Origin of the sequence: Bradyrhizobium sp. SZCCHNR1043 (assembly GCF_032489675.1) — a bacterium.
Taxonomy (GTDB): Bacteria; Pseudomonadota; Alphaproteobacteria; order Rhizobiales; family Xanthobacteraceae; genus Bradyrhizobium.
On the sequence record NZ_JAUEYN010000002.1, the window covers coordinates 187,392 to 211,111 of the forward strand.

The following is a 23,720-nucleotide window of genomic DNA, read 5'->3' on the forward strand; positions in this document are numbered from 1 at the left end:
TCAATTCTCTTTTCTGCCAGTAAGGCTGCTCAGGATTTTGGCTGCTTTCTTTACCAGCTGCTTGAGAGGGTCTGGGCACCCGTCACGAAGTTCTTCATCTGAGAGTTCAGCTATTGCCTTCAAATGCGATCCCGGCTTACTGCGCTTCTTGAAAAGCTTGTCGTACGTGACGAGTTCATTGATGGATGGCCGATCGTCCGCTGGAGCTTTCTCGTCATAGTCGTCAAGCCCATTTCCCTTCCCGAATACCGAGGCTTCAAGCTTATCTTCATCATCGGACTGGTCGGCGTCTGCGACACCGTAAGCATCTGGGAAAGCGCGGATCATCATCATATCGAGATCAAGAGGATATGAGAACAATATGCCTTGCTTAGCCAACCAACGACGCCATAGTCGAATGCCTTTTTGTCCACGGCTTCGCCAATAGGCCATCTGCTCCGGATTTCCGCGAATATTTCGCGGCGGGGGGAGATCCCAAATCGCCATAAGTTGATCATAGGCGTACTTCAGGCGGAGTGGGCCCGCGCCATGCCGCCCGAGATCGAAATCCAAAAGCGTTAGAACAGGGATATCCAAATCATCGAGCAGTCGCCAGAAGTGGTTGACGTGACGACCGCCGAGAGGGGCAAATGCAACGAATGAAGGGTCGAGATCGACGCCCAGCGCCTTTGCAATTCGCGGAACAATAATCTCCTCACTGTCTCCTTCTCCTAAGATAACAAGACTTGCAAAATAGAGTTCCGGCTGCGCGAGGACTGCCTGACGCACATACTTTTCAGCCTCGTCGTCATCATCAGGAAGTCGGAGGGCGTTCACTTTTGTTGTCAATGAGGTCGGATCAAGGCGGAAATGTCGAACCGACTCAGGACCGATGCGGCGCATCACGCTCGGCGCATGACTCGTAATAAGGCCCATAGCCTGATGACCAGAGCACAATTCAGTAAGAAGGTTGACTAGACGCGAAAGATAAAACGGCGCCAAGTGATTCTCAGGCTCTTCCACAGCGTAGATGATAAGTGCTGGAGGCGAGACATCAAGCGCAGTGAAGCCCTCCGGCGGTGGCGATTTAGCAAGCTCTGCTTCAAGTTGAGCGAGCGTTGCGGCCAACGCTAGAAAAAAGAGCGATGTGAGACCCTCGCTGAGTTCTTCAAGACCACGCTCTCGTCCATCCGGCATTGGTGAAAGTCGTGCTGTCAAGCTGCGCAGAAGCTGCGAAAACTCCTGCGAAATCACTACGAAACGTGGTGTTTTTAAATGGGCGGAGCTATGCAATAAGCCCCAATTCGCTGCTAGTCGTTCGGTAACCCATTTCAAAGCGGGAAGGTCATCGACTGTTTCTTGGAGCGTTTCGCTGATTTCCTGAATGTCACTCTCGGTGTCATTGCCGAAATCACCACTGCGTTCAATACGCCGGAGAAGCTGGCGTAGAGCATGCCGAGTTACGGCAGCCCCGTCCCGAGTGGCAGGAACGTAGACGAGTTGAATTCTGTTGCGGTCCGAACTGCTGACGCGTTGCTTATCCAAGCCGGCGCCGCCATCCTCGCCAAATGCGACCTCGCCAAGTGTCAGAACCCAGTAGAGAGCGGCGTCGATCTCATCGACAAAGCTTTCACCTCGCTTCCAAAGCGCCTCCAATCGCATCCGAGCTTTAGGGGGCTGACCTGTGGCAGCTGCGGTCATTACCCGGAACACATCTGGGATCGTATTGAGAGCTTCTGCCCCTCCGGTCGCCAATTCTGGAAACGCGAACACCACGTCTATGATGATCTCGCGGCTATCAACATCTTCAGCCGTTTCATTCGGTCCGAAATGTACATCCGCTCGGCTTAGGGTACGCTCGTCTCGGGTCACTCCAAAGACCCGCCGTAGCGCCTCGATAAATGCACTCTTGCCAGCACCATTTGCGCCGATCAGAGCGGTCAGGTCTCTACCCAACGAAACTTCGACGGGGGTTGGTCCAAAGCAGCGGAAATTTTGAAGCTTTACAGATTCAATATGCATCGTGCCATTCGCGCATCGGCCGGAAATAGCCCGGATCAACTATTGCGTATCCTTCCAAGACGTTCAATCATAGGCTGCATGACGCTTATCAAAATCGGGGATCGTCCCCCATATTGGTGCTCGTTTACGCGATATGATATAGGAAGAATTTGAAAAGGCCGGATAAGCGCGAGATAGGGTGGCCGACCGATTCGGACTGGATCGTGCCTTCCTGCAAAGAAGCTAACCCCACCGATTGCTATGAGCAGGGTGATATATTGCATTGCCGCACGAACTTGGCCGCGAACGTGATAGAGCAGACGTAACCCTTCGATCACGCCGAGTGCGCGCTCCAAACTATCAGGTATTCATTAGAAAGCCGTAGGTTAGCCGTAGACGTAACCTGCCATCCATGCGCGACGCATCAACTGCGGATTACGCTCCGCTAATCCGCCCTACTCTGTCCCCCCTCACCGAAACGCCGACACCACGATCGCCCCGACGATCGCCACCGTCAGCGTGTACTTCGCCGTGTAGTACACCGTCCGGTTCCACGCCTTCACCTTGCGCGTGGCGAGGTGAAACTCATACAGCTTGCCGAACACCTTGTTGAGCACGCCGACGTGCTCGCCCTCGACGTTCTGGGTGGCGGAGGCCTTGACGATGTGGTGGCTGACCCAGCGGTTGATGGCGGCGATGAAGCCGAGCTTCATCGGGCGCTCGACGTCGCAGAACAGGATGATGCGGTTGATTTCGGTTAAGTTCTCGGCGCTGTGGATGAAGGTCTCGTCGAACATGAAGGCCTCGCCGTCGCGCCAGACGCAGGGCACGCCGTCGACCAGGATACGGCACTTGTCGGAGTTCGGCGTGACGAGCCCTAAGTGATAGCGCAGCGAGCCGGCGAACGGATCGCGGTGGGCGCCGAGCTTGCCGCCGGGCGGCAGCATCGCGAACATCGCGCCGTGGACGTTCGGAATCGAATTGAGCAGCTCGACCGTCTTCGGGCACAGCGTGCGCGCCGACGGCAGGAAGTCGTCGTACCATTTCAGATAGAAGCGCTTCCAGCCGCTCTTGAAGAACGAGTAGAAGCCCCAGTCGTTGTTGGCGGCGGCGGCGCGGATGAAGCCCTCGTCGAACAGGCGTACCGCCTCCTCGCGGATCTCCTGCCAATTGTCGGTGAGCGTCTTCAGCTCGGGAAACCGCTCGACCGGGATCACCGGCGTGTTGGGCACGGCCGAGCCGGCATACATCAGCACGTTGTAGGGGGCGAGATAGGTCGAGTGGTCGCCGAGCTGGCGGGCGAAGCGCAGCCGCTGCTTGCCGCGGAAGTGGACGTAGAGGGTGGCCCCGATCAGGATGTAGAGGCCGATGAGCTGTGGCGCGAAGAGCTGTCTGAGCATGTCCGGGACCCATGATCCGGCCGCTCAGAGCGTGTTGCGCAGAACCGTGTCGCCTTCTGGGCGAGGATTCAGATGGTGCTCTGATGCCGGCCAAGCGCCTCAATTTAGCCGCAAGCGCGGCCGGCCGCATCCCTTCGCACATGGGTTGTGAACGGGAATCGGGGTTGAAAGTTCTGCGGCGTGACCCGGCTGCAACAGCCGCCGGCCCCGGCTCGCGATCGCGCTAGGCCCGCGTCAGCTCCTGCAGGCCCTTGAAGGTCAGCCGCTTGGGGTCCCGGACGCCGGCGAGATACATGCGGCGGATGAAGACGGCCACCGCGTCGCGGTCGCAGCCGGTGAGGACGACGATGGCATCCACCGCGGTCTTCTGGGCCTCCATGGGACTGGTCCTCCTGGCAATGCACCCGGCAACGCAAGCTGTCACGATGCCGATTAACATCGCGTTAACCGTGCGGACGGCCGCCAGTTCCCATGCCGCGCTTCCCGCCTTCGCTCCATACGCAAAACCGCGCAGGCCGGAGCGGCCGCCGTCGAACGCCGCAGGAGCGCCGCCGTCACACCAGGAAGAAGTCCTCGGGCGCCCCGATCAGGCGGTCATCGCCGTGGGCCACGAGCTTCCGCCGCATCGGGCGCGCCGGCGGCGTGATCACCCGCCGTTCGAGCTCGTTGGCGCCGGCCAACTGGTCGACGAAGCGGACGGCGAAGCCGCTGGGGAAATGCCTGATGACGCGGCCGATGCAACTGCCCACCGCCAGCGGCGTGCCGATCTCCGGCTGGATCTCCGCCGAGACCGCCGCGCCCGACATCGAGGCATCGATCACGAAGCACGGGATGCAACGGCCGTCGGCGAGCGTCAGCGCCGAATGCGGCGAGTTCGGCACGAAGCGCGCATCGCGGCGGGAGTCGCGGATCGACGGATCCTTCTGCTTCTTCTCCAGCCAGACCAGCTTCTCGGCGAGCTTGGCGCGCTCGGCGCGCGTCATCTCCAGCTCGAGCAGAAAGCCGCCATGCACGGTGTCGCTGATCTCGCCTTCGAACTTGCCGAAGTCGCGGAAATACGAGGTCAGACGATCGCCGACCTTGCCGACCACGGGCACCTCGAGTAGCGCGCGAAACGGCGACACCCGCGTGGTGCGGCAGGCGAAGGATCGCAGCCGTCCTTCCGGGGAATACCAGTTCGAGAGCGTGTAGGACCCGACCGTCTGAATCCTGACCGCGCGCTGCTTCAGGAATCGAGCAACCGACATTGCACGTCTCCCCTCGAACCCATGATGTCCCCGATGGCCCGGCCCCCGCCGAGGCACGATATGCCTGTTGCAATTTCTGCGTGCATTTTCGGTCGAACTAACTCGAAATGGGCAAAGCCGCCATGCCCCGGACCGTGCGCGCAAATTCTTGAGGAAATCTGAATCCGAAACGGAAATCCCGCTCAACGGAATCGTATGTCCAACCCGTTTCCGCTTTCTGAAAATGCCGGCCCGTCAGATTACGGTGGGGCGCGGCACGTGTTCGTCCCAAGCACGAACGGCTGATCGCATCAGCCGCGGCGCGATCGCGTCACGACGCACACCGTCTCACGATGTGCGTGCGTTCGCGTTCAACGTGATTAGTCAATGATTCATCCTAACGCGCGGCCACCGAGGCGCGACTGCAACTCACAATTTCATTCAATCGGGTGAGCAACTATCAGCGCGCGCAACCGCGCTGCCAGCAAACAGCTAACACGTTCGTGTCGTTTCGCTATTTGCTCGCTAACAACCTGTTCACCACTTGCGCAATCGGTCCGCACGGCAGCGGCTGCCGCCTATGCTGTTCAATTTCGCATATACTATTGCCGCTTAGTCGTAAGTGAGGGGAACGGCTGTCAGTCGGCTCGCGCGTCGCCCCAGGCGTATGAGTAAGCAAAGTAGTCACGCGTATGATGACCGCACGCATCGTGGTGTTAACCATCGCTCTCGGCGCGGGCGGCGTTGCGGCCTATCTGGTCAGCAATTCCGACGGCCAGCGGCAGACGCCGGCGGCGCCGGTCGTGCAATTGCCGACGGTCGAGGTGCTGGTCGCCAAGAACGACATCGGGCTCGGTCAGGCGATCAAGCCCGGCGACCTGATCTGGCAGACCTGGCCCGAGGCCGCGAGCAACATCTTCATCCGGCGCGGCGACCGTCCCGAGGCGGCCAATCAGCTGGTCGGCACCATCGCCCGCTCGCCGTTCGTGATCGGCGAGCCGATCCGCGAGCAGAAGCTGGTGAAGGCGGACGGCTCCGGCTTCATGGCGGCGATCCTGCCTGCAGGCATGCGCGCGATCTCCACCGAGATATCGCCCGAGACCGGCGCCGGCGGCTTCATCCTGCCGAACGACCGCGTCGACGTCATCCTGTCGAAGCGCGACAAGAATCCGGACAAGCCCGGTGCCGCCGACTTCGTCAGCTCCGAGATCATTCTCTCCAACGTCCGCGTGCTCGCGATCGACCAGGCGCCGAAGGAGAAGGAAGGCCAGAACACCGTCGTCGGCAAGACGGTGACGCTCGAGCTCAAGCCCGAGCAGGCCGAGACTTTGGCACGCGCGCGACAGGCCGGCTCGCTGGCGCTGGCGCTGCGCAGCATCGCCGACGTGAACGCCGCCGACGGCAACAAGACCGAGATGCAGCAGCAGCAGCAGCAGATGGCGCGACGGGGCAGCGCCATCGAGATCATTCGCTATGGGATCACGAGCTCGCTCACGGCGCAGAAGTGACCGAAAGGACGAGGAAGATGATGGGTGGGCATCAACGCGCGAAATTCGGGACGTGGGTCGTCCGCGCGCTATCGACATCGGCCGTGATCGGCCTCGCGCTCAATCCGGCGCTGACGCCGGTGAAGGCGGCTGACGACAGGCTGGAGACGCCTGTGGTGTCGGTCGGGTCGTCGAAGGTTCGCTTCCTCTCGCTCGGCATCGGCAAGTCCGTGGTCGTCGACTTCCCGCAGGACGTCAAGGACGTGCTGGTCGCCGATCCCAAGGTCGCCAACGCCGTCGTCCGTTCGGCCCGGCGCGCCTACATCATCGGCGCGGCGGTCGGCCAGACCAACGTCGTGTTCTTCGACGGCGAGGGACAGCAGGTCGCGGCCTATGACATCGCGATCAAGCGCGATCTCAACGGCGTGCGCCAGGCGCTGAGCCAGAGCATTCCCGGCGTCAAGATCGACGGCGTCGGCGAGGGCGTGATCCTGACCGGATCGGTGTCGAGCCCGGTCGAGGCGCAACAGGCCAGCGAGATCGCCGCTCGCCTCGTCGGCGGTGCCGACAAGGTGGTCAACTCGATCGTCGTGCGCGGCCGCGATCAGGTGATGCTGAAGGTCAACGTGTCGGAGGTCCGGCGCGAGATCGTCAAGCAGCTCGGCATCGATCTCAGCGCCAGCATGACCTACGGCACCGCTGTCGTGAACTTCAACAACACCAACCCGTTCACCGCCTATGGCAGGTCGCTGGTCGGCACCAACGGCCTCTCCACCACCGGCGGCGGCTTGTCGTCGGTCTCGGCGACGATGCGCGCGATGGAGACGGCGGGCGTGACCAAGACGCTGGCCGAGCCCAATCTGACCGCGATCTCCGGCGAGTCCGCGACCTTCATCGCCGGCGGCGAATTCCCGATTCCCGGCGGCTATTCCTGCGATCCCACCACGCGGGTCTGCAGCACCTCGATCACCTACAAGAAGTTCGGCATCTCGCTCAACTTCACCCCCGTCGTGCTCAGCGAAGGACGCATCAGCCTGCGGGTGATGACCGAGGTGTCGGAGCTGTCGAACGACAATGCGATCACGGTGTCGTATGCGCTGACCTCGGCCTCGACCTCGTCGGTGACGATCCCCGCGATCCGCACCCGCCGCGCCGAGACCACGGTCGAGATCCCCTCCGGCGGCTCGATGGCGATGGCCGGCCTGATCCAGAACCAGACCAAGCAGGCGATCAACGGCCTGCCCGGGCTCAATCAGCTGCCGGTGCTCGGCCAGCTGTTCCGCAGCCAGGACTACGTCAACAACGAGACCGAGCTGATGGTGCTGGTGACGCCCTATGTCGTGCGCGCCGTGGCGCAGAAGGAGCTGTCGCGTCCGGACGACGGCTTCGCGCCGGCCACCGACTCGGAGTCGGCGCTGCTCGGCCGCATGAACCGGCTGTACGGCATCGCCGCCAGGGTCGACGCGGCCACGGGGCAGCCGGCCGGCTTCGGCTTCATCATCGACTGAGATTGCGGGACGACGGGGCACGGGGGAACGATCATGTCGGCAACATCCATACCAGACGGCGGACGCACGCTGCGCCGGATCGGCGCCATCGCGGGGCTGGCGCTCACGCTCGGCGCCTGCAACACCACCACCGGCGAGGTCGTCGCGACGATCCCGGACGACTACAAGATCCGCCATCCGATCGCGATCGAGGAAGGCCGGCAGTCGACCGTCGTCTTCATCGGCAGCGGACGCGGCGGCCTGACCTACCAGCAGCGCGTGGACGTCGCGGGGCTCGCGCGCTCATGGCTGCGCGAAGGCACCGGCGGGATCATGGCGGAGGTGCCGGCAGGCACGTCGAATGCGCGCGCCGCGGCCGACGCCTATCGCGAGATCCGCGCCGTGCTGACCGCCGGCGGCGTTCCCTCGCACGCGATCTCGATGCGCAACACCATGCCCGACGATCCGCGGCAGCTCGCCGTCATCCGGCTGAGCTATCCGAAGATCGCCGCCGTCGCCGGTCCCTGCGGGCTGTGGCCGGACGATCTCGGGCCGAACATCAACAATCCCGGCTACAGCAGCAACCAGCACTATCAGAATTTCGGCTGCGCCACGCAGCGCAATCTCGCTGCGATGATCGACAACCCGGCCGATCTCGAGCAGCCGCGCTCGGAGATGGCCGCCTACACGCCGCGCCGCTCCGCGCTGTTCGAGAAGTACCGCAAGGGCGAGTCGACGGCGGTGGCGTATCCGGAGTCAGACAAGGCCAAGCTCAGCGATACAGGCAAATGATCAACGCGTCCCGTCAGAGCCAGGATGAGCAGCCCGGCCCCACCGGCCCGGCCCTCGACGATCACATCGCGCCGGTGCCGCGCGTCTCGGTGCAGGCATTCTGCGAGACCGACCAGACCTCGGCCGCGATCCTCGCGGCGAGCCAGGACCGAAGGCTCGGCAAGGCGCACATCACGATCAAGGCGGGCGGCATGCCGCGCGCGATCGAGACCTATCACTCGCAGCCGACGCCGAACGTCATCTTGATCGAGACCAGGCCCGGCGGCGACATTCTCGGCGGCCTCGACGACCTCGCCAGCGTCTGCGATCCCGGCACCCGCGTGGTGCTGATCGGCAGCCCGTCCGACGGCGTCGCCTATCGCGAGCTGGTCCGGCGCGGCGTCAACGACTATGTGATGGGCCCGGTCGAGACCATCGACGTGATCCGGTCGGTCTGCAGCCTGTTCTCGGCCTCGGAGGCCGTCATCACCGGCCGCATCATCGCCGTGGTCGGCGCCAAGGGCGGCGTCGGCGCCTCCACCGTCGCCCACAACGTCGCCTGGAGCATGGCGCGCGACCTGACGCTGGATTCCGTCGTCATCGATCTCGACATGGCGTTCGGCACCGCGGGACTGGACTACAACCAGGATCCGCTGCAGGGCATCGCCAACGCCGTGTTCCAGCCGGACCGGCCGGATACGGCGCTGATGGAGCGCCTGCTCGCCAAATGCACCGAAAATCTCAACCTGCTCGCCGCCCCCGCGACGCTCGACCGCGTCTATGATTTCGGCGCCGATGCGTTCGACGCGATCTTCGACACCCTGCGCATGACCCAGCAATGCATCGTGCTCGACGTGCCGCACCAATGGTCGGCCTGGACGCGGCATGCGCTGATCAATGCCGACGACATCCTCGTGGTCGCCGAGCCCGATCTGGCGAATCTGCGCAACGCCAAGAATCTCCTGAGCGTGCTCAAGGCCTCGCGCCCGAACGACCGGCCGCCGCTGTATTGCCTGAACCAGGTCGGCATGCCCAAGCGGCCGGAGATCGACCTGAAGCGCTTCGCCAAGACCGTCGAGGCCGAGCCGGTCGCGATCATCCCGTTCGACTGCAAGCTGTTCGGCACCGCCGCCAACAACGGCCAGATGATCGCGGAGATATCGGGGCTGAGTCGCACGCCAAAGCTGTTCCAGGACATCGCGAACCGGCTCACCGGGCGCATCGACCACAAGCCGCAGCGCGGCTCGCTGCTGGCGCCGATCGCGAAACTTCTCGGCGCGAAATAGCGCCTTAGATCATGATCTCCGCGCAAACGCCTTTGGCGTTTGTCGCGAGGGAAAACCGGTTTCCACTCTTCCGGATCATGCTCTAGTCGTCGGACCGGCTGAGCGCCCGCGCCAGCGCCTTGTCGGGCTCGCCGGCCACCGGACGGTCGCGGCGCGGCGACAGCTCGCGCTGCGCGATCTTGCGGCGCTCCAGGATGCGCTTCACATAGGCGACGCTGGCATTGGCCTGCTCCGGCGGCAGCCCTGAACGCGCGATGCTCTCGGCCTCGCTCATCCGGCCCTGCAGCCCGACGATGACGGCGAGATTGGTCCGGACCCGCGGGCTGGCATCGGGATGTGCGCTGGCCTTGCGCAACTGCTCCTCGGCCTTGGGCAGTTCGTTGGAGAGCGCGTAGGACAGGCCGAGATTGGACAGCACAGAGGGATCGTCAGGGGCGATCTTCAGCGCCGTCATGTAGTATTGCCGGGCCTCCTCGTTGCGCCCCATCTGGTCGAGCGTGGCGCCCTGCGCCGACAGGATGCGCCAGTCGGGATCCTCGGGCGAATGCGCGCGGCTGAGCACGTCGAACGCCTGCTGGAAATTGCCGTTGTCGGCGAGCGCACGGCCGTAGGCCGCCAGCAGCGCCTTGTTGCCGGGGCTGGCGATGCTCGCCTGCTCCAGCACGGCGACGGCCTGCGAGCGCTGGCCGGTGCCGCGCAGGGCGCTGCCATAGCGCAGCGCCACCTCGGGATCGTTGGGATTGGCGCGGAAGCGCTCGCGGAGCTGATCGATCTCGGCGCGCGGGTCGGCGGCGGCCGCGCGGCTCTTTTCGGGATTGCCGCCCAGTGCCCCCGTGACCTCGCTGAGATCGGTGGTCTGGCAGGCGCCGAGACCGAGCAGCACGGCCGTGAACGACAGCGCGAACGCGGCCGGCCGGAGCAGAGGGAGAGAGCGAAGGGGCCGCGTACGCATGCAACTGAACTACTTCGGGACCAGATGATCTGCACGCTGGCAGATTAACCCTAAGGTCCCGTTAAGCGGGCGCGGCCGGCCCGCCTCAATCGATGAATTCGGCGCCGAACTCGCAGCCGATGCGCCAGGCCAGCCGGCACTTGCGCTGGTGGTCGGGCGCGAAGACGATGGTGAACTGCGGGGGAATCTCGACGAATTCGGCGATCACCTTGACGCCGCCGTCGGAAATATCCGTGACCGTGCAGTCCCGCGGCAGGCTGCCATTGCCATAGTGAATCTTCGCGATCCTCCTGCACAGCCGACGTTCACTCTTGCGACGGTTCGCCAACATCAACATTTCGACGTCTCACCCACTCAATCGTCCATTCCGGAGACCTCGTTTGTAGCAAGGAAACCTTGGGATCTGACTAGCGCAAAGCCTGGAAATCCGAGGGGCGGATTTGGGTTTCGTTTACCATCGGCGTGCCTCAGCGGACCGGCAGCAGCACGCCGTCGAAATACGCCGACAGCCTCCTGACGCCGTCGAGCGGCAGGACGTCGGCGACATACTGATCGGGCCGCACGATCACGATACAGCCCGCCGCGCGATCGATGCCGCGCATCGCAAAGATGTCCTGGCCGCTCTTCAGATCGGCACAGAACATCTTCTCGTAGTCGATGAGGCCGTAACGCCCCTTCCGCGGCAGCAGCAGCTCCGGCATGTGTTCGATCGCGAGCTCGCGATGCCCCTGCTGGAACACCGCGCGCAGATCGATCACGGAATCGATGTCGGCGCCCGCTTGGGTGTGGCGGCGCACGGGTGATGCCGAATCCTCGCTGAGGAATTTGCACAGGCGGCGGATGGCGGACTCCGGCGCGGCTGGATCCTCCGCCGCCGCGAACGCAAAGATGCGGAAGCGGCCGTCGGCCTGGACGACATGGCCGAGCTGCACCGGCTTGGCATCGCCGAGCCGGATCACCGGCGCCGAGTGAAAGCGCTTGCCGATCACGAAGCCGGCGGCGAGCGGCTGGAAGGTGTCGTCGCCGGTGAGAACGGAGGGTCGATAGTGCGTGGCGGTGCCCGCCGTGTAGCGGCCGTGACGGACGAAATAGTCCTGGGTCTTGGCCGCGTCGGCGCCGCCCTGCTTGGCGGCGGAGGCAAGAATTCCTGCCCATTCGCGATCGAAATCGATCAGCTCCTGGGCGATGGCCCGCCGCTCCGCCGAATAGCTGTGCAAGAGCTGCGGCGCGCAACGCTTGCCCAGGACGGCGGCGAGCTTCCAGCCGAGATTGAACGTGTCCTGCATCGACACGTTCATGCCCTGCCCCGCCTTCGGGCTGTGGGTGTGGCAGGCGTCGCCGGCGATGAACACGCGCGGCAGCCGCGTTGCGACCTCGGCCTCTGGCACGTCGTCGAACTTGTCGGTGATGCGCTGGCCGATCTCATAGACCGACCACCACGCGACCTCCTTCACTTCGAGCGTATATGGCGCGAGAATGCGCCGTGCCTTGGCGATCACTTCGTCGACGGTGATGTTGCGCCCCGCCACGCGCTCGCCGACCTCGAGCTTGGCAAGCTCGACATAGAGCCGGACGAGATAGCCGCCCTCGCGCGGGATCACCAGCAGGCTGCCGTCCTTGGCGGACTGGATCAGCGACTTGAAGCGGATGTCGGGAAAATCGGTCACGGCGAGCACGTCCATGACGCCCCAGGCATGATTGGCGGAATCCCCGTGCAGCTCGCGGCCGATCGCCTTGCGCACGACGCTGCGCGCGCCATCACAGCCGACCACGTAGCGCGCGCGCACCGTCTCCACCTGGCCTTCATGCGCCGGATCAATGCGATCGAAGCTGACGGTCACGCCGTGCGCGTCGACGCCTGCGGCCGGATCGATCCGCAGATCACGCAGTCGCCGCGCGTAGTGCGGCTCGAGCTTCGCGACCGACCGGCGCATCACGTCCAGGAAGAAATCGTGGACCCGAGCCTGGTTGAGCACGACATGCGGCATCTCCGACAGGCCGTCCTCGACGTCCTGCACGCGACCGCTGCGCGCGATATGCTTGCTGTCTTGGTCGCTCGGCTTCCAGAACGTGGTCTCGTTGATCCAGCACGCTTCCCTCAGCACTTTCTCGGCAAAACCATAGGCCTGGAACATCTCCATGGTGCGGCAGGCGATGCCGTCGGCCTGGCCGAGCAGCAGCCGGCCCGGCTTCTGCTCGACGATGCAGGTCTTGATGTCGGGGAAGGCCGAGAGCTGGGCGGCGAGATTGAGGCCCGCCGGGCCGCAGCCGACGATGAGGACATCGGTTTCGCCCGGTAGCGCGCCTTGCGCACCCTGGCTTGCCACACGTTCGGCCGCGTCGAATATCTCGGGATCGCCCGGCTGGAAGCCGTTGAGATGAAACTGCACGTGACCACCCTCCCTCGCTGTTCCTTATTGATCAGTATGCTGATCATCAGTATGCTTGTCAAGCTGGTGACAGGAGATTCGAATTGACCGAGATGCGGGACATGCCGGGGCACCTGGCACGCCGGTTTCAGCAGATCGCCGTGGCGGTGTTCCTGGCGGAGGTTGAAGCGGCCGGCTTCGACCTCACGCCGGTGCAATACGCGGCGCTGGCCGCGATCGCGGCCAACCCGGCCATCGACCAAATCACGCTCGCTGGCCTGATCGCCTATGACCGCACCACGATCACCGGCGTGATCGACCGGCTCGCACAGAAGGGCCTCGTGCTCCGTCAAGCCAGCACCCGCGACCGGCGCTCGCGCGAACTGCGGATCACCGACGAGGGACGGCGCACCTTGGCGGCGATCACGCCGGCGGTCGAAGCCGCGCAGCGGCTGATGGTGCGTGGGCTCAGCGAGAGCGAGGCCAGCGAGCTGACCCGCCTGCTCCAGAAAGCCATCGCCGCCGGCAACGATCTCAGCCGCGCGCCGCTGCGGGACGGGGCTGCGACGGAGCGGTGAGCGCTGCTCCGCCAGGCGAGGCGGACGTTCGCATCGGATAAATTGGAGCTCACACCGTCGCTGTAGCCATCCTTCGAGACGCCCGCCTCCGGCGGACTCCTCAGGATGAGGACTTGTTACGCGGCGAGATCTAAGATCCTCATGGTAAGGAGGCGCGAAGCGCGCCGTCTCGAACCATGAGACCCCGCGAGCGCGGCATCGATAAAACACTTACCCGCACGCCCCCCTGCCCTCACGAATACCGCATCACGCCGTCGTCGACCTTGCCGAAGCGCAGCGAGACGATGTCGAGGGCGTAGTTCTGGTACAGCCGCCACGGCCGCTTCGAGCCCTGTTTCGGCAGGTCGGCGACCGCGCGCTGCACATAGCCGGAGCTGAAGCTCAGCGACGGCAGCGGCGTGACGCTGGCATCGTCATTGTGCGGCACGCATTGGCGATAGCCGTGCCGGTCCATGTAGTTCAGGAGACGGCAGACATATTCGCAAGTGAGGTCGCATTTCAGCGTCCAGGACGCATTGGTGTAGCCGAGCGTCGCCGCCAGATTAGGCACGTCGGAATACATCATGCCCTTGTAGTTGAGCGTCTTCGCGAAATCGACGGTGCGGCCATCCACGACGACCTCGATGCCGCCGAGCACCTGCAGCACCAGCCCGGTCGCGGTGACCACGACATCGGCCTCGATTTCGCGGCCGTCGGCGAGGCGCAGGCCGCGCTCGGTGAAGGTCTCGATCCCGGCCGTCACCACCGAGGCGCGCTGCTCGCGAATGGTCTTGAACAGGTCGCCGTCCGGCACCAGGCACAACCGCTGGTCCCACGGGTTGTAGCGCGGCGTGAAATGGGTGGCGACGTCGTAATCGGGACCCAGCGCTGCGCGCACCCCGCCCAGGATCAGCTGCTTGACCCGCTGCGGCTTGCGCCGGCTGAGCTGGAAGAAATACATCCCGAACAGCACGTTGCGCCAGCGGATCAGGTGATAGGCGAGGCCAGGGGGCAGATGCCGGCGCAGCTTGTTGGCGAGCGCGTCCTGCGCCGGGCGCGACACCACATAGGTCGGTGAGCGCTGCAGCATCGTCACATGCGCGGCGGACTTCGCCATCGCCGGCACCAATGTGACCGCGGTCGCGCCGGAGCCGATCACGACGACGCGCTTGCCGGCATAGTCGAGATCCTCAGGCCAGGCCTGCGGATGCACGATGCGGCCCTTGAAATCGGCCATGCCCTTGAAGTCCGGCAGATAGCCCGACTCGTAGCGGTAGTAGCCGGAGCACATGAACAGGAAGCCGCAGGTCATCCGCACGGTCTCGACCGTGCCCTGCTCCGTCCGGCGCTCGGCCTCGACGGTCCAGCGTGCGTCCGCGCTCGACCACGACGCGCGCCGGACCCGATGGTTGAAGCGGATGTGGCGGTCGATGCCGTTATCGGTCGCGGTGTCCTGGACATATTTCAGGATCTGCGGCCCGTCGGCGATCGCCTTCGGATCGGTCCACGGCTTGAACGAATAGCCGAGCGTGTACATGTCGCTGTCGGAGCGGATGCCGGGATAGCGGAACAGGTCCCAGGTGCCGCCGATGGCGCCGCGCCCTTCCAGGATTGCGAAGCGCTTGCCCGGGCACTTGTGCTGCAGATGATAGGCGGCGGCGATGCCGGACAGTCCGGCGCCGACGATCAGCACGTCGACATGCTCTGTTGACATGAGGTGTTCCTGGCGTTTCCTGGTGCGGCTTTCTTGCTCTGGCTGCGGACAGTCGCAACCCGGCTCGTCGCTGTCAAATCGCCGGCGCATTCGTCGTCGGTCAACCCTCCTTCGCTATCAGCGGGAAACACCCTCGATACGGATCTGGTGATGAACGCTCCCCACCCGCGCGACGACAGGCCCGGCGACAGCGACAGCCGGGACGGCAGTGGTGCGCCGTCGCAGCGCATCGCCCTGGGCTTTTCGCTGTTCGCAATCGGGCTCGCAGCCTGGTCGCTCTTCCCGAGCTTTCCGGCCGGCCAGCTGATCGCGGTCGTCACCGTCATCCCGCTGCTGGCGCTCATCCTCACCTTGCGCTTTCCCGGGCGGTTCCGCATCGGCCTCGGCTCCGGCTACGGCGCCAATCTCGGCACCGGTTGCATCGTGGCGGCCGGCACGCTCGCCGCGCGCACGCTGTCGGACATCAACCTCGTCGACTGGCTGCCGCTGACGGCCTTCGCGACCGCGGTCGCGATCATTTTCCTCATCGTCGCCGCGCGGTTCGAAACCCAGCTCCGCCGCCGCGGCTGGCGACTGCTGCTCGCCGCTCTCTTCGTCGCCGCCTATGCGTTCGGGGCGCTTGGCCAGTTCAACACCGCGCTCGACCGCTCGGCGCCGGCGCTGCTGCGCAGCCGTGTGCTCGCCAAGCATCTCGGCCATAGCCGGCTCGCCACGCATCAGGTGACGCTCGAGCCGTGGGGCCCGTTCGCGAGAGCCACCGATGCACATGTTGCGCAGGCGCTGTACGAAAGGTTGCAGCCGGGCGACACCGTGTGCCTGCGCCTGGGCGATGGCGCGTTTCGCATGGCGTGGTTCACGGTGGCGGCATGCCGCTGAGACCCGGCGCTGCGGCCGAGACAGGAACGGCCATTTGCACAGCGCCGCGATGCTGCGTATCGTCGTAGCTTCGTGGCCCGCATGAGCGCAGCCATATGCGGGGCCTCACGCGCCGTCTCGATGAACCCGGATGTCGCTCCGCTCATCCGGGCTATGCGATTGCGAGCCGTTCTGCATGACCGACTTCCTGCCCCGCCCTTTCGCTGTCGATCGTCCCGACGTGCTGGATCTCGACATCACCGCGCTCGACGCACGCCCCGGCGCGGTGCTGGTGGCGCGCTCGCCGTTCTATCCCGGCGGTGGCGGACAATTGCCGGACCGCGGCACGATCGCGTGGAACGGGATCGTCCGCGTCGTCACCGGGTTCGAGCCGACCGCCGACGGCATCTGGCACCTGATCGGTGATGACGCCATCCCGGACGGGGCGATCGAGCTGCGCGTCGATCCGGCGTTCCGGCAGCGCATGAGCGAGCAGCACACGGTGGCGCATCTCGTCAACAGCGCCGTCTACACGCTGTTCGACGGCGCGCTGCTGACCGGCGTCCGCATGACCGAGACCGACGAGTTCAGTGTCGATTTCGATCTGCCCAAGGTGGCGCCGGAGCAGCTGCGCGCGGTGGAGGATGCGGTCAACGCCGCGATCGCCGACGACCGCCCGGTCCGCGCCTTCGACATGGGCTACGACGAGGCGCAGGCGACCGCGGGCCTGTTCCGCGCCAAATCCGTCGCCCCGCCGCGCCAGGCCGACGGCCTGATCCGCATCGTCGACATCGACGGCCTCGACCGCCAAGCCTGCGGCGGCACGCATCTGGTCTCGACGGCGCAAGCCCGGCCCATCCGCATCCTGAAGGTGGACAACAAGGGCCGGCAGAATCGGCGCTTCAGGATCGGAATGCACAGCGCTTAGGAGCGACTTGCAGCGGCTCGCGACGCGTAGCCCGGATGAGCGAAGCGACATCCGGGGTCTCACGCAGTGTGCCGGTGAACCCGGATGTCGCTTCGCTCATCCGGGCTACGAGCACGTTGACGATCGCTCTGTATATTGCGAGCGGCATCACGTCCGATGCGCGATCACGTCGAATCCTTCCTCCGGGGTCGGCGCCACGAAGTAGGAGGTGAACAGGTCGAACTCCTCGTCGGTCACGGTGAAGGCGTGGCGGCCTTCTGCGTTGCGCGCGCGCAGCCGCGCCTTGCAGACCTCGTCGGGGACGTCGAGGTGATGCAATTGGTGCGGCACGCCGGCGGCTTCGAACAGACTGCGCATCCAGGCGCGGCTCGCCGGCGTGTTGGCGGGGAAGTCGAGCACGACCGAAACGCCGGCTCGCAACAGCGCGACGACGTGCGGCCCCATCACGCTGCGCAGCCGAGACGAATTGCGCACGTAGTCGGCCAGGGTGCTCTGCTCGCCGGGATAGAGCCGCGCCAGCCACTCATCCTCGGCAATCACAATGGTGCCTGAGCGCCGGCCGAGCGCGGCAGTGAGCGTCGATTTGCCGGCAGCGATCTTGCCGCACACGAGGTGCAGCGTCGGTTGGTTGGGAGACACGGATACAGACCTCGCATACGGCGCCTCTTCGGGCGCCAAGAGCATTCACAGGCAATTCTCGCAGGCGGAAGCGCCCGGCCCGACGGATCAGGCCGGGTCGGTAATTCGGCTGCTGACGGCAGCGCCTGCGATGCGAATGCGGAAGGTCATGAGGCTATATTTGACAGATGTCGCTGACGGCGTCCAGGCCCGGCCGTCATCCGTCGCGAGACCGCGCCGCGATTGAGTTCGACTCGCAAGAATGGCCCGCGCGCGTTTCAGTCGCGCCGGCCGCTCGCGAATGAGTTGAAGTCACTTCACTGTGGCCGAATTGATCCACTGCGACGGGAGTCGAGCCGGCCGCGTGTCGTCCATTGCCAACCGGATGTCCGCTCCTGTAGGTAGTTGCGAGGGACGGGGGCGTCAGTCGGTGGCTCGTCAGGGGCGTCAACTACAAGGCATCGCATCAGGACGACGTGAGGCGCGCATGCGCTCAGCGCGGCGCCGCGCAGCGCTGTCGCGGCTCGGCGGCGCTCTCGTCTGGTTCGCGGCATGGGCCCTGATCTTCCAGTCCGTGCTGGCGCTCTCCGCGATGAGCGCTGCGGTTGCGGCTCCCGACACCGCCATCATCTGTCAGAGCTCCACCGACGGTCCGCCGTCGGACGATATCGGCACTGCGGCCAAGCAATGCGCGAGCTGTCCGTTCTGTGCGCTCGGGCGCGGCGTCACCGTCCCGCACGTACCCGCCGTGGCGCGGCCGATGCCGGTGGTCGTGGCGATCCTGATCGAGCGGATCGACGTCGTTGCGGCGCTCCGGCCCGCGCTCGAACTGCCGGTCGCTCGCGGACCACCGGCGGCCGTCTAGGCCGATCACTCCAGACATCTCATCCCGTCACGATGCGGCCGGTCTCGTCCGCGCGCGCTGTGGGCTGCCGTCCGGCGGTCGCCGCAGCCGTGCCCGCAGCCGCCTCGTCGCGACATGTTCACGGGGCCACGGCGCGCTCGCCGCCAGACGCCTCTCCCATTCCTATTCCGAGATCCCATCATGGACCAATGTTCGACACCCGTCCGGCGGCGGTTGCTCCGCTCAACCACCGTGCTGACATCGCCCGCACTGCTGGCATTCGCCCTTTCGAGCCCCGTGCTTGCGCAGGCCCCATCGCGGGCTCGCTCTGCCGCCACGCTGCCGCAGGTGACGGTCACTGTCCCGCAGCCCCGCCCGGCCGCCCGAACGGCCGTCCGCCGCAGGGGCGCACATGCGGCGACGACCAATCCGGCAAGCGCGCCACCGCCGCAGGCGACCTCATCCGACGGCGTCGCCGCGCCTCCCGGCGCCACTTCGGTTGCGCCGGGTGACATCCTGGCGAAGCGCGCCATCACGAACGACACCGCTGCGCTGTTTGCCGATGTACCCGGCGTCAGCCTCTATTCGGCCGGCGGGGTCTCGAGCCTGCCGGCGATCCATGGCCTCGCCGACGACCGCCTGCGCATCAAGGTCGACGGCATGGACACCATCGCCTCATGTCCCAATCACATGAATCCGGCGCTGTCCTACATCGATCCGGCCCAGGTCGCCGCAGCCAAGGTCTGGGCGGGCATCACTCCCGTGAGCGTCGGCGGCGACTCGATCGGCGGCACCGTCGCCGTCAGCTCGCCGGCGGCCCTGTTCGCGGCGCCGGGGCAGAGCCTGCTGACCAAAGGCAGCATCGGCACGTTCTACCGCAGCAACGGCAACGTGCGCGGCGTCAACCTGTCGGCCACCATGGCCACCGAGAACTACAGCGTCAGCTACAGCGGCGCTGCGGTCAAGGCAGACAACTATACGGCCGGCGGCAACTTCAAGAACTTTACCCTGAGGAGTTCGATCACGCCGGTGCTTCCCCTCGATCAGGTCGGCTCATCCGCCTACGAGACCAGGAATCATCTGATGGGCATCGCCTGGAGCAAGGACGGCCAGCTCATCGAGCTGAAGGCGGGAGTGCAGGAGGTCCCCTATCAGCTCTACCCGAACCAGCGCATGGACATGCTGGGCAACGATGCCTACAGCCTCAACCTGCACCATCTCGGCCGGTTCGACTGGGGCGATCTGGACACCCGCCTCTATCACCAGTCCGTCGATCACTACATGAACTTCGGCGGCGATCGGCTGCTCTCGTATGGCACGCTGCGCCCGCCGAACACGACGGGTGCGAGCTATCCGGTCAACGGCATGCCGATGTATACGCGCACCAAGACCAACGGCCTGACCTCCAAGGCCGACATCACGCTGTCGCCCCGCGACGTGGTCCGCGTCGGCGTGGACCTGCAGACCTATCGTCTCGACGACTGGTGGCCGCCGGCCCCCGATTGCGGCGTCGGCAACTGCATCGGCGGCATGGCGCCGCTGACGTTCTGGAACATCAATGGCGGCAAGCGCGACCGGGCCGGCGTGTTCAGCGAGTGGGAGGCGAAGTGGAGCCCGTCCTGGCTGTCGCTGCTGGGCGTGCGGTTCGAACGCGTCGAGACCGACACCGGACCGGTCGTCGGCTACAACACCAGCACCACGCCGCTGACATCGGGATTCATGTCCGGCATGTACGAGACGAGCTCGGTCGGCTCCCGCGCGGCGTTCAACGCCATGGATCGCTCGCGAAAGGACAACAATGTCGATCTGACGGCGCTGTTCCGGAATACACCGAGCGCCCATCTCACCTTCGAGTTCGGCGCGATGCAGAAGACCCGGTCGCCAAATCTGTACGAACGCTATTCTTGGTCGCGCAACACCATGGCGCTGGAGATGAACAATTTCGTCGGCGACGGCAACGGTTATCTTGGAAACCCCAATCTGAGACCCGAGGTCGCCCATACCGTGAGCTTCACCGGCGCCTGGCACAGCGCCGACCATGAGGCCGAGATACGGCTCACACCCTATTACACCCATGTGCGCGACTACATCGATGCGGTGCAGTGGAAGGCCGCTACCAACACCGCTGCCGTGCCTGCCGTCGCCAACCAGTTCGTGATCATGAAGTACATGAACCAGCAGGCACGGCTGTACGGCTTCGATCTGTCCGGCAAGGTGCCGCTGGGCAGGACGCCGATCGGCGATTTCGGCCTGAAAGGTGTCCTGAGCTATACCAACGGCAGGAACCTCGACACCGGAGGCGGCCTCTACAACATCATGCCGATCAACGGCAAGCTGACGCTCACGCACCGGCTCGACGGCTGGGACAGCGGCCTCGAGCTGGTGATGGTGGGCCGCAAGTCCGACGTCTCCGTCGCGCGCAACGAGCTCAAGACCCCGGCCTACGGCTTGGTCAACCTGCGCAGCAACTACAGCTGGCAGAAGCTGCGCATCAGCTTCGGCGTCGAGAACCTGTTCAACAAGCTCTACTACCTGCCGCTCGGCGGCGCCTATATCGGCGAGGGCGCATCGATGTCGTTCAACAAGGAGGCCGGCACCGTCGCTGCCACCGGCGGCGGCGTATCGGGCACCGCGACGATGTGGGGCACCGCCGTTCCCGGCCCCGGACGTTCGTTCTATCTGGGTGCGAACCTGGAATTCTGACGCCGGCATTCGCATCGGCGCCCTGTCCCGCCGGCGGGACAGGGCGGAGCGGACGCCAGACGACCACAGTGTCGCGATGAGCGGCGCGAGCGAGACGTAACGTCGCGCATCACGCCGTCTGCGATTCTCGGCTGAAAAATCGCGGCCCTGCGAATTTGGAAAAGCTCTAAGAGCAATTCCAGCCGCCGCTCCGTTGACACATCGGGGCGGTTGCCGTCTCCACTGATCCCACGATGCATCGTATTTGTATTTGCTCATTGGAGGGATTGATGAGACTGACCATTGCGGCCGCGCTCGCTGTCGCGTTTGCCGCCATCTCGCCGGCCTCGGCGGACGGCTACAAGGACTGCACCAAGCTCGACAAGGCGTCGTGGAAGCCGGCGGCCGAGGCGGAAGCCAAGGCGAAGGATGCGGGCTACGAGGTGCGCCGCTCGAAGGTCGAGGGCACCTGCTACGAGGTCTACGGCGTCAAGGGCGGCAAGCTGTATGAGCTGTTCTACAGCCCGGAGGATCTCAGCCTGAAGCACACGATCGCCAAGTAGTTGGCGCAAGCGTCGTCCAGCGTGCTGGACGACGTGACGTGAGAGCCATGCACGGCACAGCCCCCCGCACCAGCCTGAAACACCGGGACGCCGCCGAGACCGTACGGGTCTGGGATCTTCCGCTGCGGCTGTGGCACTGGATGCTGGCCGTGCTGGTGCTCATCGCGTGGGTGACGCCGAACGTCCATGACGGCCTGCACCGGATCGCGGGCTACGCGATCCTCGGACTGCTTGCGTTCCGCCTGATCTGGGGCATCATCGGCACCCGCCATTCGCGCTTCCGCAGCATCGGCGCCCGGCTGCGCGCGACGCCCGCTTATCTGTGGAATCTGCGGCGCGGCAGGACCGGACGCTATCTCGGGCTGAACCCTGCAGGCACGGCGATGCAGCTCGCACTGCTGCTTCTGCTCATCGTCTCCGCGGTGACCGGCGCGATGCAGGTGACCGTGCGCTTCTTCGGCATCTGGTGGGTCGAGGACACCCACGAGGTGACGTCATATCTGCTGATCCCGCTGGTGGTGCTGCATGTCGCCGGCGTCGTGCTGGTGAGCCGCCTGCAGCGCGAGAATCTCGCCCGCGCCATGCTGACAGGGCGGAAGCTGCTGCGGCGCAGCTCGCGCGCGAGCTGACCGGACGGCTCAGCCGCGTACGGCGTGAGCGTCAGCCGGAGGCCCTGCGGTCTCCATCATCTGTCGTCGCCGAACGATCGTTCGCGGCGAATCGCGCCACACCCGGAACTCACGAGCGTTGCACGCAGGCCACAGTTCTCGCAAAAGCTGCGCGGGCGCGGAGATGCGTTATTGCGCCGGGCCGTCTTGCGCCGAACAATCGCAGGTATCGGATGCCTGACCGCCCCTCACCAGCAGGGGCTCGGATTTTGGGGAGGCCGGATGATGAGCTCGCAGCAGCTTTCGACGCGTGCGTTGTGTCGGTCCGTTGTCCTGATAGCTTGTGCGGCGGCATGGCCCGCGGCCGCCGCCGAGATCGAGGCGGCGACGCCGCCCGTCGTCGCGGAGCCGATCGCGACGTCGCCGCAGCCGACCGCAGCCGAGCCCGCGCTGACGACCGCGTCGATCACGCCATCGGCCGTCCTGCCAGCGGACGAACAGGCCGCGCCCAGCGCAGCGACCGAACCGCCTCGGCCCACCGTCGCCAGCGCCGACCGCATCGAGATCCTCGACGAGTGCCCCGCCATCGATGCCTGCATCGATCGCTATCTGTGGGCGCTGTACGAGCGCGCGCCGAAGCTCGACAAGATCCGCGAGACCGAGCGCCGCGTCGTCACGGTCAAGCGCAAGGGGCGCATGGTGAAGGTGACGCGCAGCTTCACCAAGCTGGTCGACAATGACTTCACCTGGAAGGATCCGAAGGCGGCCGAGCGCGTCGGCCGCAGCATGATGGAGTACGTGATCGGCGGCATGGACCGCGGCTTCAAGCTGAAGCTGTTTCACACCTTGCACGCCGCCGAGGCCGCGGGTCTCGCGCCGGGCATCACCAGCGGCTTCCGCGACGATTATCGCCAGGAGATCGCGAGCGGCCTGAAGGCCGCCAGCAACCGCTCCTATCACGGCGGCAGCCTGCGCGGCGGCTACGGCCACGGACTCGCGGCCGACATCGTCAGCGTCAACGGCGCGACGCGCGCACAGCGCTGGGTGGCGACCGAGCAGTTGTGGAAATGGGTCGACGCCAACGGCAAGAGCTTTGGCATCGGCCGGCCCTATCTCGATCGCGACCCGCCACATGTCGGCCCGGTCGACGGCGAGGAATATGCCAAGCATCGCGCGCCTGCGGTGAGGGTGGCGACGGCGGAGACGAAGAAGGGCAAGCGGATCGCCGCGCGACCGGAGCATCATGCGGCAAAGCGCACGAAGGCGGTGCGCGCGTCGGCGCTGGCCTCGCGGCGGACAGGGTGATTGTCACGTACACTGCAGGTGGCAGTATCTCGTTGATTTCGTAGAGCGCACACTCTCTCCGTCATTGCGAGGAGCGAAGCGACGAAGC

At 65.2% G+C, this 23,720-nt stretch carries 21 protein-coding genes; 12 read left to right on the plus strand and 9 right to left on the minus strand.

Features of this window, described 5'->3' with window-relative positions; all coding sequences use genetic code 11:
- The 4 genes from QX039_RS03405 to QX039_RS03420 all read right to left on the minus strand — a co-directional run bounded on the left by QX039_RS03405 (position 1) and on the right by QX039_RS03420 (position 4,627).
- Entirely contained in the window at positions 1 to 2,040 is a 2,040-nt protein-coding gene (locus QX039_RS03405) for an ATP-dependent nuclease (RefSeq protein ID WP_315773394.1), read from the minus strand.
- A gap of 410 nt (positions 2,041 to 2,450) precedes the next feature.
- Positions 2,451 to 3,380, minus strand: coding sequence for an aspartyl/asparaginyl beta-hydroxylase domain-containing protein (locus QX039_RS03410; protein WP_316219506.1), 930 nt, complete (start codon positions 3,378 to 3,380; stop codon positions 2,451 to 2,453).
- A gap of 223 nt (positions 3,381 to 3,603) precedes the next feature.
- Positions 3,604 to 3,759: a hypothetical protein gene (locus QX039_RS03415; RefSeq protein ID WP_315738952.1), complete on the minus strand. Its 156-nt coding sequence runs from the start codon at positions 3,757 to 3,759 to the stop codon at positions 3,604 to 3,606.
- A 175-nt stretch (positions 3,760 to 3,934) separates the two neighbouring features.
- The gene (locus QX039_RS03420; RefSeq protein WP_315771447.1) at positions 3,935 to 4,627 is read right to left on the minus strand and encodes a PilZ domain-containing protein; all 693 of its coding nucleotides are present in this window, start codon (positions 4,625 to 4,627) and stop codon (positions 3,935 to 3,937) included.
- 671 nt (positions 4,628 to 5,298) lie between these two features.
- Between QX039_RS03420 and cpaB the strand changes: the two genes are divergently transcribed.
- The 4 genes from cpaB to QX039_RS03440 are packed head-to-tail and all read left to right on the plus strand — an operon-like array spanning position 5,299 to position 9,637.
- Positions 5,299 to 6,114 carry a Flp pilus assembly protein CpaB gene (cpaB, locus tag QX039_RS03425; protein ID WP_315771449.1) on the plus strand — a complete coding sequence of 272 codons (816 nt, stop codon included), beginning with the start codon at positions 5,299 to 5,301 and terminating at the stop codon, positions 6,112 to 6,114.
- A gap of 17 nt (positions 6,115 to 6,131) precedes the next feature.
- Positions 6,132 to 7,601: a type II and III secretion system protein family protein gene (locus tag QX039_RS03430; RefSeq protein ID WP_315771451.1), complete on the plus strand. Its 1,470-nt coding sequence runs from the start codon at positions 6,132 to 6,134 to the stop codon at positions 7,599 to 7,601.
- Positions 7,602 to 7,634: 33 nt separating this feature from the next.
- Positions 7,635 to 8,372 carry a CpaD family pilus assembly protein gene (locus tag QX039_RS03435; protein ID WP_315771453.1) on the plus strand — a complete coding sequence of 246 codons (738 nt, stop codon included), beginning with the start codon at positions 7,635 to 7,637 and terminating at the stop codon, positions 8,370 to 8,372.
- Positions 8,369 to 9,637: a CpaE family protein gene (locus tag QX039_RS03440; protein ID WP_315771455.1), complete on the plus strand. Its 1,269-nt coding sequence runs from the start codon at positions 8,369 to 8,371 to the stop codon at positions 9,635 to 9,637. The genes QX039_RS03435 and QX039_RS03440 overlap by 4 nt, the downstream gene beginning before the upstream one ends.
- Before the next feature lie 82 nt (positions 9,638 to 9,719).
- Here the strand turns inward: QX039_RS03440 and QX039_RS03445 are convergent, their stop codons facing one another.
- From QX039_RS03445 to QX039_RS03455, 3 genes are all read right to left on the minus strand, one after another.
- Positions 9,720 to 10,589 carry a tetratricopeptide repeat protein gene (locus tag QX039_RS03445; protein ID WP_315738962.1) on the minus strand — a complete coding sequence of 290 codons (870 nt, stop codon included), beginning with the start codon at positions 10,587 to 10,589 and terminating at the stop codon, positions 9,720 to 9,722.
- Between the two features lie 85 nt (positions 10,590 to 10,674).
- Positions 10,675 to 10,920, minus strand: a complete 246-nt coding sequence (locus QX039_RS03450; protein ID WP_315712872.1) for a PilZ domain-containing protein — start codon at positions 10,918 to 10,920, stop codon at positions 10,675 to 10,677.
- 136 nt (positions 10,921 to 11,056) lie between these two features.
- A complete protein-coding gene (locus tag QX039_RS03455) occupies positions 11,057 to 12,979 on the minus strand; it encodes an FAD-binding monooxygenase (RefSeq protein ID WP_315771456.1) in 1,923 nt (640 codons plus the stop codon).
- Between the two features lie 101 nt (positions 12,980 to 13,080).
- Between QX039_RS03455 and QX039_RS03460 the strand changes: the two genes are divergently transcribed.
- On the plus strand, positions 13,081 to 13,536 hold the full coding sequence (locus QX039_RS03460) for a MarR family winged helix-turn-helix transcriptional regulator (RefSeq protein WP_315771708.1): 456 nt from the start codon (positions 13,081 to 13,083) through the stop codon (positions 13,534 to 13,536).
- 232 nt (positions 13,537 to 13,768) lie between these two features.
- Here the strand turns inward: QX039_RS03460 and QX039_RS03465 are convergent, their stop codons facing one another.
- Positions 13,769 to 15,319 (minus strand): flavin-containing monooxygenase, encoded by a 1,551-nt coding sequence (locus QX039_RS03465; RefSeq protein ID WP_409998850.1) that lies wholly within the window; start codon positions 15,317 to 15,319, stop codon positions 13,769 to 13,771.
- 60 nt (positions 15,320 to 15,379) lie between these two features.
- Here QX039_RS03465 and QX039_RS03470 point away from each other — a divergent pair, with 60 nt between their 5' ends.
- Both QX039_RS03470 and QX039_RS03475 read left to right on the plus strand, forming a co-directional pair.
- The gene (locus QX039_RS03470) at positions 15,380 to 16,105 is read left to right on the plus strand and encodes a hypothetical protein (protein ID WP_315771458.1); all 726 of its coding nucleotides are present in this window, start codon (positions 15,380 to 15,382) and stop codon (positions 16,103 to 16,105) included.
- A 175-nt stretch (positions 16,106 to 16,280) separates the two neighbouring features.
- Entirely contained in the window at positions 16,281 to 17,012 is a 732-nt protein-coding gene (locus QX039_RS03475; RefSeq protein WP_315771460.1) for an alanyl-tRNA editing protein, read from the plus strand.
- 147 nt (positions 17,013 to 17,159) lie between these two features.
- Here QX039_RS03475 and QX039_RS03480 read toward each other — a convergent pair whose 3' ends face one another.
- Positions 17,160 to 17,651 (minus strand): ATP-binding protein, encoded by a 492-nt coding sequence (locus QX039_RS03480; protein WP_315771462.1) that lies wholly within the window; start codon positions 17,649 to 17,651, stop codon positions 17,160 to 17,162.
- A gap of 466 nt (positions 17,652 to 18,117) precedes the next feature.
- On the opposite strand from QX039_RS03480, the gene QX039_RS03485 reads away from it, so the two are divergent.
- The 5 genes from QX039_RS03485 to QX039_RS03505 all read left to right on the plus strand — a co-directional run bounded on the left by QX039_RS03485 (position 18,118) and on the right by QX039_RS03505 (position 23,632).
- Entirely contained in the window at positions 18,118 to 18,495 is a 378-nt protein-coding gene (locus QX039_RS03485) for a hypothetical protein (protein ID WP_315771464.1), read from the plus strand.
- A 327-nt stretch (positions 18,496 to 18,822) separates the two neighbouring features.
- Positions 18,823 to 21,177 (plus strand): TonB-dependent receptor, encoded by a 2,355-nt coding sequence (locus tag QX039_RS03490; RefSeq protein WP_315771466.1) that lies wholly within the window; start codon positions 18,823 to 18,825, stop codon positions 21,175 to 21,177.
- 269 nt (positions 21,178 to 21,446) lie between these two features.
- Entirely contained in the window at positions 21,447 to 21,719 is a 273-nt protein-coding gene (locus tag QX039_RS03495; protein WP_315771467.1) for a PepSY domain-containing protein, read from the plus strand.
- 47 nt (positions 21,720 to 21,766) lie between these two features.
- Positions 21,767 to 22,348: a cytochrome b/b6 domain-containing protein gene (locus QX039_RS03500; RefSeq protein ID WP_315771468.1), complete on the plus strand. Its 582-nt coding sequence runs from the start codon at positions 21,767 to 21,769 to the stop codon at positions 22,346 to 22,348.
- Between the two features lie 261 nt (positions 22,349 to 22,609).
- Positions 22,610 to 23,632: a hypothetical protein gene (locus QX039_RS03505; RefSeq protein WP_315771470.1), complete on the plus strand. Its 1,023-nt coding sequence runs from the start codon at positions 22,610 to 22,612 to the stop codon at positions 23,630 to 23,632.
- Positions 23,633 to 23,720: the final 88 nt, after the last annotated feature.